The organism is Pseudarthrobacter sp. NPDC058329 (assembly GCF_042879835.1).
Classification (GTDB): Bacteria; Actinomycetota; Actinomycetes; order Actinomycetales; family Micrococcaceae; genus Arthrobacter.
Genome location: NZ_JBHVZR010000004.1, coordinates 199603 through 215792, shown reverse-complemented (window position 1 = coordinate 215792; position 16190 = coordinate 199603). Strand labels below are relative to the sequence as shown.

The following is a 16190-nucleotide window of genomic DNA, read 5'->3' as shown; positions in this document are numbered from 1 at the left end:
CAGCCGAGCATACCGCCGGAGAACGGGGCTCACCGGCAAGTCGGGACGCACCGGTAGGCTGGGGCCATGGCACTGATTGCTCCAAGGATGGCCGGCGCGCTCCCGCCCGAGGAGGCCGTAAAGCTCCAGCAGGCCCTGGCCGGCAGCGATGACATCACCGTTTTTGTGGACGGCACCGTCCACCGCCTGCCGCCCGTGGCGAGGGACACCGTCGTTGACCTCCTCCAGCGGTTCAGCCGCGGCGAAGCGGTGACCGTGAGCAGCGTGGAGGAAATGCTGACCACGTCCAAAGCTGCTGAATTGGCGGGAATTTCACACACCTACCTGCGCAACATGACGGACCGCGGGGAAATCCCCGTGGAGTACCGCGGCAGCCACCGGCGGATCCCCCTGGCGGCGATCATGGCTTGGCTGGAGGGGCAGAAGAAGGACCGGCAGAAGAAGGCGGCGGAACAGTCTGCCGGCAACGAGGCCGACGGCGGCTGATCCTTGCGCTAGATGCGGGGCCGAAGAGCCCAGCGTCGCATCTTGAGGGCAGCGTGCAGTTCCAGGCGGGGCAGCCCCTTCAACGGGTCCACGCCCAGAAGCTGGCGGATCCGGCCCAGCCGGTTGTAGATGCTGCTGCGGTGCAGGTGCAGTTTCGCCGCAACGTCCTGGACGGAGCCGTCGTTGTCGTACAGCAGTTCCAGCACCGGGATAAGTTCTCCGTTGCGGTCGTGGTCCTCCAGCATGCGGACGTAGACGGATGCGGAGTCAGCCCAGGCGCCCGCCCCTCCCCCGGCAGAGGCCAGCAGCTGATAAACGCCTGTGGACCGGCAGTCCACCAACTCCCCCAGCTGCGGATCCACCCCAGCGGCCTGGGCAGCCACTTTTGACTGCCGGTACGCCTCGGCGAGCTCCCGCGGCCTGGCAAACCCTTCGCTGATCCCCAGGATGATGCGGTGGACCGGCCTCCCCGAGCGTTTGGCCAACTCCAGCTGGTAATGGACCAGGACCTGCGCATGGTTCGCCCTGCCGGAGGACTCGCGGAACAACACCACCGAGTGCGTCTCGGTCCCGGCGCTGAACAGGGCAGCGTCCACACCAATCGTGGCTTGCAGCGCTGCCGAGCGGTGGATCAGGGTGGAGGCGATGGGATCGGGACCGCCTGCCCACCCGTCGGCGTCCAGTACTGTGACCATCTGCCACGGCCCGCGGCCCTGGACCTCTTTCCAGCCTGCCACGGCCGCCACCGCATTTGCCTCTCCGCCACAAGCGGCCAGGAATTCCCGCTCCCGTCCCCGCCGGAACTCGGATTCTGCGGTGTTCGAATCGAGCAGCAGCCCGGAGAGCATTTCGAGTTCGTTGTTCACTGCCGGCAACTGGGTGAGGATCGCCGTCGGGTTCTCCTCCACGGAGTCCTGCTGCACCCAGAGGTAACCGACGCGGAAACCGCGGACCATCAGCGGGACACAAACACGGCCCAGCATGCCGAGGTGCGGGTTCGCGGGTACCACCACGGGGCGGACTGCTGTGGCGATGCCGTGGGACAGTTGCCAGGTGCTCACGTCCGCCGGCACCTTTTTGCTGAGCAGGAAATTCACGCGGACGCGGTCAGCATGGGACTGGTTCGAGCTGTACGCGAGCAGCACGCCGTCCAGGTCCTCCAGGGACAGTCCGCGGCCCAGCTTCTGTGCCACCTGCTCTACCAGTTGCTCCACGCCCTGCTGCATGGGCCAAGACTACTGCTTTTGCGGCCCATCGGACGAACGAACACGAGGCGACACCTGACGCCCGGCAACTGAACAAACGTCGAGTGCACTCGCCTAAAAACCGCGGAATACCGGGGTTTCTCCTTTGGCCTCCTGCGCACCACATGTCGCCTGGCTCACAAACCGGACTTATCGTGGAAATACGCAAACCGTCCGCATTTTCCGGCTGACCGGCCGAGAACCCTGGAGCCCACAATGATCATCGGTGTCCCTAAAGAAATCAAGAACAACGAATTCCGGGTGGCCATCACCGCCGCCGGCGTCCACGAGTTCCGCACCCACGGCCACACCGTGCTGGTGGAGCGCGGGGCAGGACTGGGCTCGGGCATCACGGACGAGGAATACGCCATCGCCGGTGCCGAGATCGTCAACGACGCCGACGACGTCTGGGCCCGCGCGGACATGGTCATGAAGGTCAAGGAACCCATCAAGGCCGAGTACCACCGTTTCCGCAAGGACCTGATCCTCTTCACCTACCTCCACCTCGCCGCCGAGCCCGAACTCACCCGCGAGCTCATCAATTCCGGCGTCACCGCCATCGCCTACGAGACCGTCCAGGAAGGCCGCGCGCTTCCACTGCTGGCCCCCATGTCCGAGGTAGCCGGCCGGCTCTCCGTGCAGGTGGGCGCCGCCTCCCTCATGGCCCCCGCCGGCGGCAAGGGTGTGCTGCTGGGCGGCGTCCCGGGTGTCCGGCCGGCCAAGGTGGTTGTCCTGGGCGCGGGCGTTGCCGGCACGAACGCGGCCGCCATGGCGCTTGGCCTCGGTGCCGACGTCACCATCCTGGACATCAACATCAACCGCCTGCGCGAGCTGGACGCCCAGTACCAGGGCCGGCTCAAGACGGTGGCATCGAACAAGTACGAAATCGAAAAGTCAGTGGTGGACGCCGACCTGGTGATCGGCTCCGTCCTGATCCCGGGCGCCAAGGCACCCAAGCTGGTGACCAACGACCTGGTGGCACGCATGAAGCCCGGCTCGGTCCTTGTGGACATCGCGGTGGACCAGGGCGGCTGCTTCGAAGACACCCGCCCCACCACACACCAGGAACCCACCTATAAGGTCCACAACACGATCTTCTACTGCGTGGCCAACATGCCCGGCGCTGTTCCAAACACGTCCACCTACGCCCTGACCAACGTGACCCTGCGATACGCCGTGTCGCTGGCCAACCTCGGCGTCAAGGCCGCCTTCGACCGTGACCCGGCCCTCGCAGCCGGCCTGAACATCGCCGCCGGCCATGTTGCGCACCGCTCGGTGTCCGACGCGCACAACCTGCCCCTCGTAAAGGACTGGCACGAACTGGTCTCGGCGTAGTAATAGCCGTACAGCTGCGCTGGTTTTAGGCTTTCGCCGATGTCAGTTGCCTTGCTTGTTCAATGATTTTCAAGGCTTCAACGGCGTCTTCCGGATCTACTGGCAGGGGTAGCGGGGATTCTGCTCCGCCGTCGAGGATCTTGTCCGCCAGGAGCCGGTAGAACTCCGGGTAGGCGCCACGTTCGGTGGGCAGGGCATCCAAATGGCCATCGCGGCCCAGGAGCCCCGCCCACTCCGGCGCCTCTTCGCCGTACTCGGCGTCGAGTGGACTGCCACCGGCCACGATGTACGGTTCCTGCGGGTCAACACCGTTCTTGGTGAAGGCGCCTACGGAACCCAAAACGCGGAACCGCGGGCCCTGTTGTGCGCAGAGCATGTTCATAATGAGGTGGCTCAGCACTCCTGACTCGTGCCGCAGCACCAGGAACACGTCGTCGTCTGCGCGCTCGTCCGCCCGCCGGGCCTTCAGCTCGGCATGGAGTACAGCTGCCGGCCCAAAGAGCAGGAGCGCCTGGTCGATCAGGTGGCTGCCGAGGTCGAACAGGACGCCGCCGCCGTCCGCCGCAGTCGCGTGCGCCTTCCAGGCCTTGGCTATGGCGGGCGACCACCTTTCGAACCGGGACTCGAACCTGGTCACCTTCCCCAGGGCGTTCGCCGCCAGGAGCTTCCTTAGCGTCAGGAAGTCGCCGTCCCACCGGCGGTTCTGGAAGACCGTCAGCACCCGTCCCAGGTGTTGGGCGAGGGCAACCAGCTCCTGCCCTTCCCCGCTGGTCACGGCAAATGGCTTGTCCACCACCACGTCCAACCCGGCTTCCAGCGCCGCCTTCGCGAGCGGGTAGTGCGTCGCCGGCGGGGTGCCAAGTACCACGAGGTCAAGGTCAGCGGCCCGCGCAAGGACCCCATCGCCGTCGTGCACTGTCCTCACGCCTGAATAGCGGGCCGTGGCCGCCCTCTGCCGTTCCACGTTGGACGTGGCGATGACATCCAGCGAGTAGCGATTATCCGCACCTATCAGCGGAGCGTGAAAGACGCTGCCGGACAGGCCGTAGCCGACGACGGCCGTGCGGATGGTGCGTGGAGCGGCGGAGTCAGTCATAGGGCTACGGTACTCCCGCGCACCGTCCGCGGAACCCCCAGGCGCGAAGGTGAGAGAGCGTTGCGGCAAAACCGGCAAAAGGTGAGAGAGCGTCTCAGGAAAACCCGCAGAAGGTGAGAGAGCGTCTCAGGTACGGCGAAGGCCGGCATCCCTTGGTGTTCCAGGAGATGCCGGCCTTGCCGAAGTGCCTGTATTCAGTTGATCTTCAGTCAGCCGGGGCTGCTACTTCTTCTGCCAGCCGAGGGTGGTCCAGTCCGGAACCTGGGACAGGCTCTGGAACAGGGACGGGCCGTAGTTGGCCAGGCCGGTGCGGACGAAGGAGATCTGCGGGCCGTTCATGACCACACCCATGGAGAAGTACTTCGCCATGTGCTCCTTCTCCACTTCCATGGCCGCCTTGTTGCGCTCGGCGTTGTCCTCGATGGATGCCAGGTCCGCGATCTTCTTGTCCAGTTCCTCGTCGCCCAGGCCGTTTTCGTTGGTCTTGGAGTCGTAGTACTGCTTGACGGCTGACGTGGCGTCCGGGCCAACAGTGTAGCCGGAGACGCTCATGTCGAAATCGCGTCCGCCGATAACCTTGCCGAAGTCGGCGGAAGCACGCTGGTCGATGCCAACATCCATGCCGCCGGCCTGCAGCTGCTTCTGCAGGGTCTGCGTGAAGGCGAGGGTGGTGGGATCGTCACCGAAGTTGCTGATCCTGAAGGCGGCCGGCTTGCCGTCCTTCTCCATGATGCCGTTCGCGTTCGCGGTGTAGCCGGCGTCGGTCAGCACCTTCTTGGCTGCTTCCGGCCCGGTTTCCTTCACGGGGTAGTTGTCCTGGTAGTACTCGGAGAACGGCAGGAGCATCATGGAGCCCGAGCTCGGCTCTTCCCAGTTCAGGCCGTTGAAGCGCACCTTGCGGAGTGCCTCGCGGTCCACTGCAGCGAAGATCGCCTCGCGGACGGCAACGTCGGTGACCTTCTGCGCATTGATGTTCATGCCGCCGGCGAAGAGCCGCTGCCCTCGCCGGACCTCTGAGTCCTTGGTGCCTTCGAGCTGCTTGTAGAGGGCAATGGTGTTCGCGGACATCGCGTCAATTTCGCCGTTCTTGAAAGCGGCGATCTGGGCGCTGGTCTCGAGCTGGCGGAACACCACGTTCTCCAGGACGGGCTTGGTGCCCCACCACTTCTCGTTGGGTACCAGGGTCATGGTCTTGGCTGCGGGATCGTACTGGTCCAGCTTGAAGGGTCCAGCCATCCACTCGGCGTGCGGTTCGCCGTTGAAGCCCTCATTGAAGATCTGCGGGGAGTTGACGGCAGGGTGGATGAGGCCGAAGAACAGGTCCTCCAGCGGATAAACCGGCTGGCTGGTCTTGACGACGACTTCCTTGTCGCTGCTGCCGGCCTCGACCGATTCCACAAACGCGTACGATCCGGACGTGACGATGTCATAGCCGGCATCGGGACTCTTGAGGATGTTCCAGGTGTTCTGGAAGGCCTTGACGTCGATGGGGGTGCCGTCGTTGTAGGTGGCCTTGTCATTGACCTTGATGGTGATGGTCTGCTTGCCGTCTTCAACCTTGCTTTCAACGGACTCGCAGAAATCCTTGTTCGGGGATGCCTTGCCCGCGAAGTCCAGCTTCCAGCAGCCACCGATGCCGCCGCTGCCCACGCCCACCGGGTTCATTGGAACCATCAGCGCGGACGTGTCCGAGCTGTTGCCGTTGTTGGAGAACCCGTTGAAGTCCGGGCCGATGCTGCCCAGCGGAAGGGTGACCTTGCCGCCCTGTTCAAGATCGGCCGCGGGCTTCTCGTTGACGCTGATGAGTTTGGACAGGTCGTCGCCTGCCTCCTGTCCCTTGGCCGTCTCCGGCCCCGTGGCCCCGCCACCGCCGCCGCAGGCAGTCAGCGCCAGAGCCGCAGCAATGGCCGCAGCTCCGCCGATCCTGGTGAGATTCCTCATGGTGTTCCCTTCGTTGTTGCTGGTGGTGATGCTGGTGATGGGTCGAAAAAGATTATGGTGCATGGTGGTCCGCTGATTCGTGGACTACCAGCATGTCCTCGTCCAGTTCTCCGTCAGGGAAGAAGCAGGCGAAACGCTGGTCCGCGGCCGGCAGCGGATGCGCGGCCAGCGCCTGGGCCGCTACCGAGGGCGCCACCGGTTCCAGCGGCGGCTCGAGGGAGAGGCATTTTTCCTGTTTCGCCGGCGGCAGGGCCGCGAAGACGGGGCAGCGGGTGGCGAAGTTGCAGCCCTTGGGGGCGTCCAGCGGTGAGGGCAGGTCGCCTCGCAGGATGATCCGCTCCCTGGTCCGCTCAAGCTGCGGGTCCGGCACCGGGATGGCCGAGAGCAGGGCCCGGGTGTAAGGGTGGCGGGGATTATCGAACACCCGGTCGACTTCCCCGATTTCCACGATTTTGCCAAGGTACATCACGGCCACGCGGTTTGAGATGTGCCGGACCACGGAGAGATCATGCGCCACCATCAGGTAGCTGAGGCCCAGCTCGGCGCGGAGCTTGTCCAGGAGGTTAATGACGCCGGCCTGGACGGAAACATCAAGGGCGGAAACAGGTTCGTCCAGGACCACAAGCTTGGGATTCACCGCGAGGGCGCGGGCAATGCCGACACGCTGGCGCTGTCCGCCGGAGAACTGGTTGGGGAAGCGGTTGACGTGGTCCGGCTGCAGCCCCACCAACTTCATCAGTTCCATGATGCGCTTCTTGATGGCCGGCTTGTCCATGCCGGCGTTCTGGAGCGGCTCCGCGAGCACTTCGTACACCGTGAACCGCGGATCCAGCGCTCCGGTGGGATCCTGGAACACCATCTGGAGCTCGCGGCGCATGGCGGCTTTGGTCCGGGCATCGGCCGCCTGCTTGTTGCTGAGCCCGCCAATTGTCACCTCGCCGTCCTGGTCCTTGTGGAACTCCATGATTTCCAGCAGGGTGGTGGTCTTTCCGGAACCGGATTCGCCCACAATGGAGAAGCACTCGCCTTCGCGGATGTCGAAGCTGACGCCGTCCACCGCTTTGACGGTGCCGATCCTGCGTTTGAGCAGTGCGCCCTTGGTCAGGGGGAAGTGCTTGCGCACGTCCTTGAGCTGCAGTACTGCTGCCCGGTCCTCGCGTGGGATGGCGTCAAAACGGGACACCGGCACCGGCGGAGCCGAGAAGACGTCGTGGACGTCGACGTTGGGGCCCAGGGACCCGGACTTGATGCACGCGGCGTGGTGAAGCGTGCTTCCGGGCACCGGGGCCAGTGCAGGCTCGCCGTCCAGGCAGGCGTCGGAGGCCAGCGGGCAGCGGGGGGCAAATGAGCAGCCGGTGGGGGTGTGGATGAGGTTGGGGGGCATTCCCTCGATCGGAACCAGCGAAGATTTCTCGGCCACATCCACGCGCGGCACGGCGCCGAGCAGGCCCATGGTGTACGGCATCCGGGGGTTGTAGTAGATGTCATCCACCGCCCCTGTCTCCACGGGCTTGCCGGCGTACATCACCATGATGTCGTCCGCCATCCCGGCCACCACGCCCAGATCGTGCGTGATCATTACGACGGCGGCGCCTGTCTCCTCCTGGGCGGTATGCAGCACCTCCAGCACCTGGGCCTGGATGGTGACGTCAAGGGCCGTCGTCGGCTCATCGGCGATGAGGACGCGCGGGTTGTTTGCGATTGCGATGGCGATCATAACGCGCTGGCGCATGCCGCCGGAAAACTCATGCGGGAAGGCCTTCAGCCTGTCCTTGGGGCTGGGAATTCCCACCATGGCCAGAAGTTCGACGGCGCGGGCTTCTTTTGCCTGCCTGCTCATCGTGGGGTTGTGGATGGTGAGGGCCTCCACGATCTGGGTGCCCACGGTGTACACCGGCGTCAGGGACGACAGCGGGTCCTGGAAGATCATGGCCAGCTCGTTGCCTCGGTACTCGCACATCGCTTTGTCGCTGAGGCCCAACAACTCCTTGCCTTTGAGCCGGACGGACCCGGAAATGTCCGCGGTGGCGGGCAGGAGTCCCATGATGGCCAGGGACGTGACGGATTTGCCGGAACCCGACTCACCCACGATGCCCAGCGTCTTCCCGGGCAGGAGGTCAAAATCCACGCCGCGGACTGCGTGGACCACGCCGTTTTCGGTGTTGAAGCGGACGTTCAGGTCCCGGACGGACAGGACCGCGTCCGTGGGTGCATGCAGGCCGGTAACGTGAAGCCACTCTACGGCCGGCTGGGGCTGCCCTGCGGGCCCGGCGGCAATTTCACTGCTCATGAAGACTTCCCCTCACCACGGGTATTCAGGGCTCTGCGTTTTTTGGCACTGCCGCTGGAGCTGGAGCTGGGGTCGAAGGCATCGCGCAGGCCGTCGTTCATCATGGCCAGCGATCCCGTGAGCAGGAACATCACGGTCAGTGGCACCCAGAACATCCAGGGAAAGGTCTGTACCTGGGACGTGGCGCCGCCAATGAGGACTCCCAGGCTGACGTCCGGGACTTTGATGCCGATGCCGATGAAGGAGAACGCCACCTCCGCAAGGATGGCGCCGGTAACGCCGCGGGTGATGTCCAGGACCAACAGCGAACCGATGTTGGGGACCAGGTGCCGCCATACGATCCTGCGCGGCGGGACACCCATGTACTGTGCGGCTTTGACGTAGTCCCGCTGCATCAGGGACATGGACAGGGACCGGATCAGCCTGGCGGTGCCCATCCAGCTGAAGACCAGCAACACGATAATCAGCAGCAGCCAGGAGGGCAGGTCCCGCTTCAGCCCTTCGCCGCCGCCGCTGGTGGCAACCGCCACCACCAGCAGGGCGGGCATCATGATGAGCGCCTCCAGGACGAAGAGCATCACCTTGTCCACCTTGCCGCCGAAGTAGGCCATGGTGCAGCCATAGACAGCAGCAATAAGGACGGAGACAAGACCCACTATCAGGCCGATCAGGATGGAGATCCTGGTGCCTTCCACCGTCATGGCGTAGAGGTCGATGCCTGCCTGGGAGGTTCCGAGGTAATGCTCGGCTGATGGAGGCATACCGATGTTCAAAGGATCGATGGTCTCCTTGTCCCACTGGGTGAAGTAGCCCCCCACAAAGGAGAAAACGGTGAGGGCAAGGAAGATGGCCAGGCCCGCCACAGCGGTCTTATTGCGCATGAAGCGGCGGAAGATAATGGTGTTTTTGCCGATGATGACATCGGCATTTTCCAAGTGCGCGTCCTGCGCGACGGCGGCCGGGTCAACGGCGTTGAGGTTGGTCATTGCTACTGCACCCGCACTCTCGGATCAACAAGGGTGGTGGCGAAGTCCGCCAGGATGGCCCCCAGGGCGAAGATAACGGAACCGTAGGCCAGCGTGGCAGTGGCGGCGTTGACGTCCTGGAGTGAAATGGCGTCGATGCTCCAGGAACCCACGCCGGGCCAGGCGAAAATCTTCTCCGCGAAGAAGCCGCCGGCAAAGATGGCCGGAATGGTGAAGGCGATGCTTTGGGCCACGGGGATGAACGAGACCCGCAGCGCATGCCGGGAGATCGCCTGGTTGCGAGTGAGCCCCTTGGCCCGTGCCGTGCGGACAAAGTCGGCGTTGACGTTGTCCAGGAGGTATTGGCGCTGCGCAATCTGGTACGAGCCCCAGCCCACCAAGGTGATGGCAATGGTTGGAACAGCGTAGTGCGCCAGCATGTCCACAAACTGCGCCCAGCCCGGCGCCATGCCAGGGGTGGAGATGCCGGTAACGAAGAAAATCCGCTCCCCCACCGTTTCATTGATGTTGATGGCGCCCAACTGCACCAGGAAGTAGGCGATGGGGGCGGGCACGATGTAGGCGAGGTAGCTGTACGACGTAATGACGCGGTCCTGGAATTTGTACTGCCGCGCCGCCGAATAGACTCCGAGTGCCACGCCGATAACGAGGGTCAGGATGATGGAGGCCAGGAAGAGCCGGGTTGAAATCCACACCCGGTCCCCAAACTCCGCGTTAATAAAGGCACCATTCGGGCTGCGCCCCCAGTCCCACCGGGTGACGATGGCGGTGAGCCATTCCACGTAACGCTCCCACGGGTTCAGGTCCGGGTCCAGGCCCTTGAGCCGCATCGAATTGGCCACCTGCTCCGGGGTAGGCCGGGGAATCCGTTCCTGTTCAAGCAGCGCGGGCTTGAGGGAGCTGACCGCGAGGAAGTATCCCGCCGAGGTGGTCAGGAAGATCATAAAAACGTACGTGATGCCGCGCTTTGCGAGGTACCTGAACATGGCGCTAGATTTGCTTCGCCGCCGGCGGCTGGACGGAGAAAACCCGCGGGGTCAGCAGGCGGGCCAGACTGTTAGGCAAATCAACAAACACGTGCTGGATCCTTCCGTTATCCCCGCGTCAGCGGGGGTTGTGCCGCCTCACCGGGTGCTTTGCCAGCGGATAGCTGGCTCCCGCGGCCTTTGCAGGCCTGGCCCTTGTGGACTATGTCGCGGGTCACATTCCAGAGGAAACTATCACAAGCCAACACCCGAAACAGGCCCGTTGTGGCCAAACCCACCCGCCCGTATCAGATCGTTATGAATATTTCTGTAAATGTGGTTTGACGGTCCCGAAAAATGCCGGTCAACGTGACCTACGCGCCAGTGACAACCCGTGTAACAAGCTCCCTCCACGAGTCGCCCAGCCGGCCCGCATCCACTCCGTGCACCTGGACCAAATTCAGGAGCCGGTCCGGAGCCAGCGTGGCCCCCAAGGACCGCGCCATCAGCCACGGGTCTACTGCGAAGCCCTCCTCGGTGAGCAGCACCTCGATGTGCCGGTACCACAGGGCAGCAGCCGGAACTTCAAAACGGCCCCGCGAGGCGTTCTCTGCGGCAAGGGCCAGTTCGCCGTATTCCATGACATAGGCAATCCGCTCAATGCCAAAAGCGATGAGGCGTTCCAGCCCCGGCGCCCCCGGCCCAAGAGGCGGCGGACCAAACATAAAGCGCGCCTGGAAGGCAGCTTCGGATTCGCTCAGGAGGGTGAGCATGAGTCCGGCGCGGCTGCCGAAGCGGCGGAACACGGTGCCTTTGCCTACCCCGGCATGCTCGGCGAGCCGGTCCATAGTGAGCCCTCCTGCGCCGCATTCCCCGATCAGATCCCGGGCCGCCTCAAGCAGTCGCTCGCGATTGCGCGCAGCGTCGCTGCGTTCCGCCGCCTCGCCCGGCGAAGGTCGGGGGCCTACTGGGATGAAGCTCACATTCCACATTCTAGACCGGGGGAATAAGAAGCGGACCGTAGTCCGTTTAGATGGGTGAAGGCACGAACAAGCCTTAGCTGTTACCGGCCGGTGGCCCCTCCCGCCGCCCTTACCCCAGGAGTTTCCATGACCAAGAGCACCGTACTCACCCTCGTTGGCAGCCTGCGCGCCGAGTCCACCAACCAGAAACTGGCCGAAGCGATCCAGCTGAACGCCCCCGAGCAGGTGGACGTTGTTATCCACGAAAACCTGGGAAACATTCCCTTCTACAACGAGGACATCGACGTCGAGGGCCAGGTTCCCGCCGCCGCTGCCGCCCTGCGCGCCGCAGCCAACGATGCCGACACCCTTCTCCTGGTCACTCCCGAGCACAACGGCACCGTGCCCGCGGCACTGAAGAACGCCATCGACTGGCTGTCCCGTCCCTTCGGTGCCGGCGCCCTCGCCGGCAAGCCCACCGCCGTCGTCGGCACTGCTTTCGGACAGTACGGCGGGGTCTGGGCCCAGGACGAGGCACGCAAGGCTGCAGGAATCGCCGGCGCCCGGATCCTGGAGGACGTCAAGCTCGCGGTGCCGGGGTCCATGGTGCGCTTCGCTGAACTGCACCCCAAGGATGACGAAGAGGTCGTGGACCAGATCAAGGGCGTTTTCGATGCCCTTACAGCTGCCCAACCCGCCGCTTAATTAGCCTTACCCGGTGCCCGGCGCGGATTATCGTGCCGGGCACCGCCGTGTCCATGGACCTTGGTCCGCCCGTAGTGCCCGCCCCCGGCGGTGCTCTGGCTGTGGCTTTCATTCGTTGCTAGCGTGACGGCATGACCCCCTCGAAGGCCCCAGCCGAGATTCTGGACATCAATGGCGTGGAGGTCCGGATCTCGAGCCCGGACAAGGTGGTGTTCCCCGAACCCGGGATCACAAAGCTGGACCTGGTGCGTTACTACCTCGCTGTGGCGGATGGCGCGCTGCGGGGTGCCGGCGGGCGGCCCATGGTGCTGAAGCGTTTCCCCAAGGGCATCGACGCCGAACCCTTCTTCCAGAAGCGCGTCCCCGAGAACCACCCCGCTTTCATCGACACCGCCACCCTGCACTACGCGTCCGGCACCTCAGCCGAGGAAGCCGTGATCCGGGACTCCGCAGGACTGGCCTGGGTGGTGAATCTCGGCTGCCTCGACCTCAACCCCCACCCAGTGCGGGCGGAGGACCTGGAGCACCCCGATGAGCTTCGGGTGGACCTCGATCCGATGCCGGGGGTTGACTGGTCGCAGATCGTGGATGTCGCATATGTGGCGCAGGAGGTGCTCGACGACGTCGGGCTGGCGGGGTGGCCGAAGACGAGCGGTTCCCGCGGACTCCACATCCTGGTGCGGATCGCGCCGCAATGGTCCTACCGCGACGTGCGGCTCGCCGCCGAGACCCTCGCGCGCGAAGTCGAGAACCGCGCCCCCGGGCTTGCCACCGCCCGGTGGTGGAAGGAGGAGCGCGGCGAGAGTGTGTTCGTGGACTTCAACCAGAACGCCAAGGACCGCACCGTAGCCTCGGCATACTCGGTCAGGCCGCTCCCCGACGCCCGGGTTTCCACGCCGCTTTCGTGGGACGAGGTACGCTCCGCACGTCCCGGCCAGTTCACGGTACGCACTGTGCCCGGACGCTTCGCGGACGTGGGGGATCCCCATGCCGGCATCGACGAAGCCGCGGGCAAACTGGATGGCCTGCTCGCACTGGCGGCGGAGCTGGGCCCTGCCGAGAAGGCGCCGAGGAGCGGCGACGGTTCCGGCCGCCGACAATCAGTAATGCCGCTCATCGAGGTGGCCCGCACCAAAACCAAACCCGAGGCACTCGCCGCGCTCGACGAGTGGAAGTCCCGGCACGCTGACCTCATCCCCGCCCTGCACCCCGCGGACGTGCTCGTGGATGGAATGCGCGGATCAAGCTCGCTCTGGTACCGGGTGCGGGTGAATTTGCAGCACATCCCGGATGCCGAACGTCCGGCCCAGGAGGAACTCATTGCCGACTATGACCCTTGGGCGGGCAAGGAGTGGCCGGGGCGCCCGGGCTCCTGACATGGGGCGTCGTCCCGCCAAAGAGGGCTGCCGTGACCAACTCTTGTCCCAACCGGTACCTCAAGGACATCCCCAGGCAGCCGGCCCGGCCGTAACGTTAATCCACGGACGTACCGGGACGGGATTGCGGTGCAGGCATGGCAAAAAGGCCGATTGCTGGAAGGCGGATGGCGGGGGTGCGCGCTGTGATGGCGGCATCCGCCCTGGCGTTTCCACTGTGGGCCGCCGCCTGCGTCACCCCACCCCCTCAGGAAGCGGCACCGCCGCCTTTGGTTGACGCCGGTCCCACCCCTGCGGCCGCGCCTACTGCCCCCGTTCCCCAGCCGCAGGCCCCGCCGCCCGCGGGAACAGCAGCTACGCCGCCTGCCCTGGAGACCCAGGCCGGCGCCCCCGCGGCCCCGGCCGGAACAACCGCGCCCGTCGGCACGCCTGCAACTTCCCCCACTTCACCCCCGCCGGAAGTACGTGCGCCGGAAGATCCCGGTCCTTCCACACCGGCTCCGTCCGAAAAGGCCGCCGACTTCCAGGCGGTCACCGCCTACTACGTGCTCCTGGACGACGGCGGCAGCAACGGCGTGCGCTTCGGCTGCAATGACAGCCTGGTGGGGGTAGCCCACACCAGTTCCGCCGGCGAGGACACGCTCGCTGCCTCCGTGGGCGCCCTGCTGGACGTGCAGGCCGGGGCTGCGCAACCAGGGCCTTCACCGGACGTTTACAACGCACTCACGGGTTCCGACCTGAAGTTCCTCTCCGGAAGCTTCGACGGCACCACCGTCACGGTATACCTTGCCGGAACACTCAGCATGGGCGGGGTATGCGACGTTCCGCGGGTGGAGGCCCAGCTGACGCAGACGGCGGTATCGGCGGTGGGCGCCATCCGGGCGGAGATCTATGTCAACGGAAGCAGCCTCTCGGAGGCCCTGCGCCTGGACTGAGCCGGGAGGCCAAGGCCGTACATGATTACTCAACTGTTGTTGCCTTGCAATCAACACCCGGCTGTATCCTGTTTGATGTGAGCCACGAGACACTCGACGCCGCAGCGCGGACGCTGCCTGCCGAAGCCATTGACGCCATCGAGCGGGCGGCAACGTCCGCCCACCGCCATGAGGAACTTTTCTCAGAGCGCGCCGCCAACATCCGGCAGTCGGCGGTCAGGGATGTCTTCGACATTTCCTTGCGCCCCGGACTGGTTTCCCTTGCCGGTGGAAGTCCTTACCTGCAGTCGCTCCCCCTCAACCGGCTTGCTGCCACGGCGGCAGCGATCATTGCGGAGGACGGCCTGACGGCCCTGCAATACGGCAGCGGCCAGGGCATGGAGGAACTCCGCACGCAGATCTGCGAGGTGATGGCTGCCGAGGGCATCCTCGACGCGCTGCCGCGGAACGTGGTGATCACCGCGGGGTCGCAATCAGCCCAGGATGTGGCCACCAAGGTCTTCTGCAACCCCGGGGACGTGGTGCTGGTAGAGGACCCCACTTATGTGGGCGCACTGAACACCTTCGAGGCGTACCAGGTTCAGGTTGAAACGGTGGAGATGGACGGGGACGGGCTTGTCCCGGACCTCCTCGAGGCAAAGATCGCCGCCCTGCAACTCGCCGGCAAAACCGTGAAGTTCCTGTACACCATCCCCAACTTCAACAACCCCTCCGGGATCACCCTCGCCGGGGAACGGCGGCAAAAGGTCGTGGACATATGCCGCAACGCGAATATCCTGATCCTCGAGGACAACCCCTACGGGCTCCTGCGCTTCGGTGGAGAACCACTGGCACCGCTGCGGGCCAACAACCCCGCGGACATCATCTATATGGGGTCCTTCTCGAAGATCTTCGCCCCCGGGCTTCGCATCGGCTGGGCCCTCGTGCCCGAACACCTCCAGCGCCGCTACTACCTGGCAGCAGAAGCCGTGACCCTGTGCCCGCCGGCACTCAACCAGATGCTGGTGTCCGCCTACCTTCGCGACTTTGACTGGCGCGGCCAGATCGAAACGTACCGCGGACTGTATGCGGAACGGTGCCGCGCCATGCTCGATGCCCTCGAAGCCCATATGCCCGCCGGGACCAGCTGGACCAGCCCGGAAGGCGGATTCTTCGTATGGGTGACGCTGCCGGAAGGTGTGGACACCTACCCGCTGCTGCAAGAGGCCATCGACGCCGGCGTCGTGTTTATCCCGGGAGCCGCCTTCACGCCGTCGGACGAGCCGTCCAACAAGCTGCGCCTGGCGTACAGCGCCGTGCCGCCGGAAGCCATCACCGAAGGGGTTCGGCGCCTGGCGCCGGTACTGCGGGAAGCCATCGCCGGGCTGTAGCCTTGGGCTCACTGGCTTATGCCGCACTAACGGAGCAAAGGAGCAACACATGAGCGGAATCATCGTTGTAGGGGTGGACGGCAGCGGGACGGCAAAGAAGGCGGCAGAGTCGGCCAGGGACCTTGCCGCTGCACTGGGCGCCTCGCTGCACGTGGTCTCGGCCTTCGACAGCGACCGCACCGAAGTCTTCGGCAGCGGCAGCGATCAGTGGATCGTGTCCGACGCCGATGCCGCCGAACATGTGGCGCGCACTGTCGCGGATTCCCTGGGCCGGGACATCAAAGTGACTTATTCGGCAGCCCGCGGCCGGCCGGCGGACGCCCTCATCAAGGAGGCCCTCCGGATGGAAGCCCGGATCATCGTGGTGGGAAACCGGAGGATGCAGGGCATCGGGCGTGTCCTCGGCAGCGTCGCCAACAGCGTCGCCCACAACGCACCCTGCGATGTTTACATCGCCAACACGTACGACGCCGACTGACGGTTGCCGCAGACACTCCCC

14 protein-coding genes are annotated in these 16190 nt (G+C 65.0%); 7 read left to right on the top strand and 7 right to left on the bottom strand.

Annotated elements, in window-relative coordinates; all coding sequences use genetic code 11:
* Positions 1-66: 66 nt before the first annotated feature.
* The gene (locus tag ACFVYC_RS08425) at positions 67-486 is read left to right on the top strand and encodes a helix-turn-helix domain-containing protein (RefSeq protein ID WP_387548909.1); all 420 of its coding nucleotides are present in this window, start codon (positions 67-69) and stop codon (positions 484-486) included.
* Positions 487-494: 8 nt separating this feature from the next.
* Here the strand turns inward: ACFVYC_RS08425 and ACFVYC_RS08420 are convergent, their stop codons facing one another.
* Positions 495-1712, bottom strand: a complete 1218-nt coding sequence (locus ACFVYC_RS08420; protein WP_387548907.1) for a PucR family transcriptional regulator — start codon at positions 1710-1712, stop codon at positions 495-497.
* A 234-nt stretch (positions 1713-1946) separates the two neighbouring features.
* Between ACFVYC_RS08420 and ald the strand changes: the two genes are divergently transcribed.
* On the top strand, positions 1947-3065 hold the full coding sequence (gene ald / locus ACFVYC_RS08415; protein ID WP_387548905.1) for an alanine dehydrogenase: 1119 nt from the start codon (positions 1947-1949) through the stop codon (positions 3063-3065).
* A 25-nt stretch (positions 3066-3090) separates the two neighbouring features.
* Here the strand turns inward: ald and ACFVYC_RS08410 are convergent, their stop codons facing one another.
* From ACFVYC_RS08410 to ACFVYC_RS08385, 6 genes are all read right to left on the bottom strand, one after another.
* Positions 3091-4161: a Gfo/Idh/MocA family oxidoreductase gene (locus ACFVYC_RS08410; protein ID WP_387548903.1), complete on the bottom strand. Its 1071-nt coding sequence runs from the start codon at positions 4159-4161 to the stop codon at positions 3091-3093.
* A gap of 222 nt (positions 4162-4383) precedes the next feature.
* Positions 4384-6102, bottom strand: a complete 1719-nt coding sequence (locus ACFVYC_RS08405) for an ABC transporter family substrate-binding protein (protein WP_387548901.1) — start codon at positions 6100-6102, stop codon at positions 4384-4386.
* A gap of 52 nt (positions 6103-6154) precedes the next feature.
* Positions 6155-8392, bottom strand: coding sequence for a dipeptide ABC transporter ATP-binding protein (locus ACFVYC_RS08400; RefSeq protein WP_387548899.1), 2238 nt, complete (start codon positions 8390-8392; stop codon positions 6155-6157).
* Complete coding sequence (locus ACFVYC_RS08395; RefSeq protein WP_387548897.1) at positions 8389-9378, bottom strand: ABC transporter permease; 990 nt, start codon at positions 9376-9378, stop codon at positions 8389-8391. The genes ACFVYC_RS08400 and ACFVYC_RS08395 overlap by 4 nt, the downstream gene beginning before the upstream one ends.
* Before the next feature lie 2 nt (positions 9379-9380).
* Positions 9381-10364, bottom strand: a complete 984-nt coding sequence (locus tag ACFVYC_RS08390; RefSeq protein WP_387548895.1) for an ABC transporter permease — start codon at positions 10362-10364, stop codon at positions 9381-9383.
* A gap of 353 nt (positions 10365-10717) precedes the next feature.
* Positions 10718-11326, bottom strand: coding sequence for a TetR/AcrR family transcriptional regulator (locus ACFVYC_RS08385; RefSeq protein WP_387548893.1), 609 nt, complete (start codon positions 11324-11326; stop codon positions 10718-10720).
* A 126-nt stretch (positions 11327-11452) separates the two neighbouring features.
* On the opposite strand from ACFVYC_RS08385, the gene ACFVYC_RS08380 reads away from it, so the two are divergent.
* The 5 genes from ACFVYC_RS08380 (at position 11453) to ACFVYC_RS08360 (ending at position 16169) form a co-directional block, all read left to right on the top strand.
* Positions 11453-12010, top strand: a complete 558-nt coding sequence (locus ACFVYC_RS08380) for an NAD(P)H-dependent oxidoreductase (RefSeq protein WP_387548891.1) — start codon at positions 11453-11455, stop codon at positions 12008-12010.
* A gap of 131 nt (positions 12011-12141) precedes the next feature.
* A complete protein-coding gene (gene ligD / locus ACFVYC_RS08375; protein WP_387548889.1) occupies positions 12142-13386 on the top strand; it encodes a non-homologous end-joining DNA ligase in 1245 nt (414 codons plus the stop codon).
* Between the two features lie 176 nt (positions 13387-13562).
* A complete protein-coding gene (locus tag ACFVYC_RS08370) occupies positions 13563-14321 on the top strand; it encodes a hypothetical protein (protein WP_387548887.1) in 759 nt (252 codons plus the stop codon).
* 77 nt (positions 14322-14398) lie between these two features.
* Positions 14399-15691: a PLP-dependent aminotransferase family protein gene (locus ACFVYC_RS08365; protein ID WP_387548885.1), complete on the top strand. Its 1293-nt coding sequence runs from the start codon at positions 14399-14401 to the stop codon at positions 15689-15691.
* Positions 15692-15740: 49 nt separating this feature from the next.
* The gene (locus tag ACFVYC_RS08360; protein ID WP_104043756.1) at positions 15741-16169 is read left to right on the top strand and encodes a universal stress protein; all 429 of its coding nucleotides are present in this window, start codon (positions 15741-15743) and stop codon (positions 16167-16169) included.
* Positions 16170-16190: the final 21 nt, after the last annotated feature.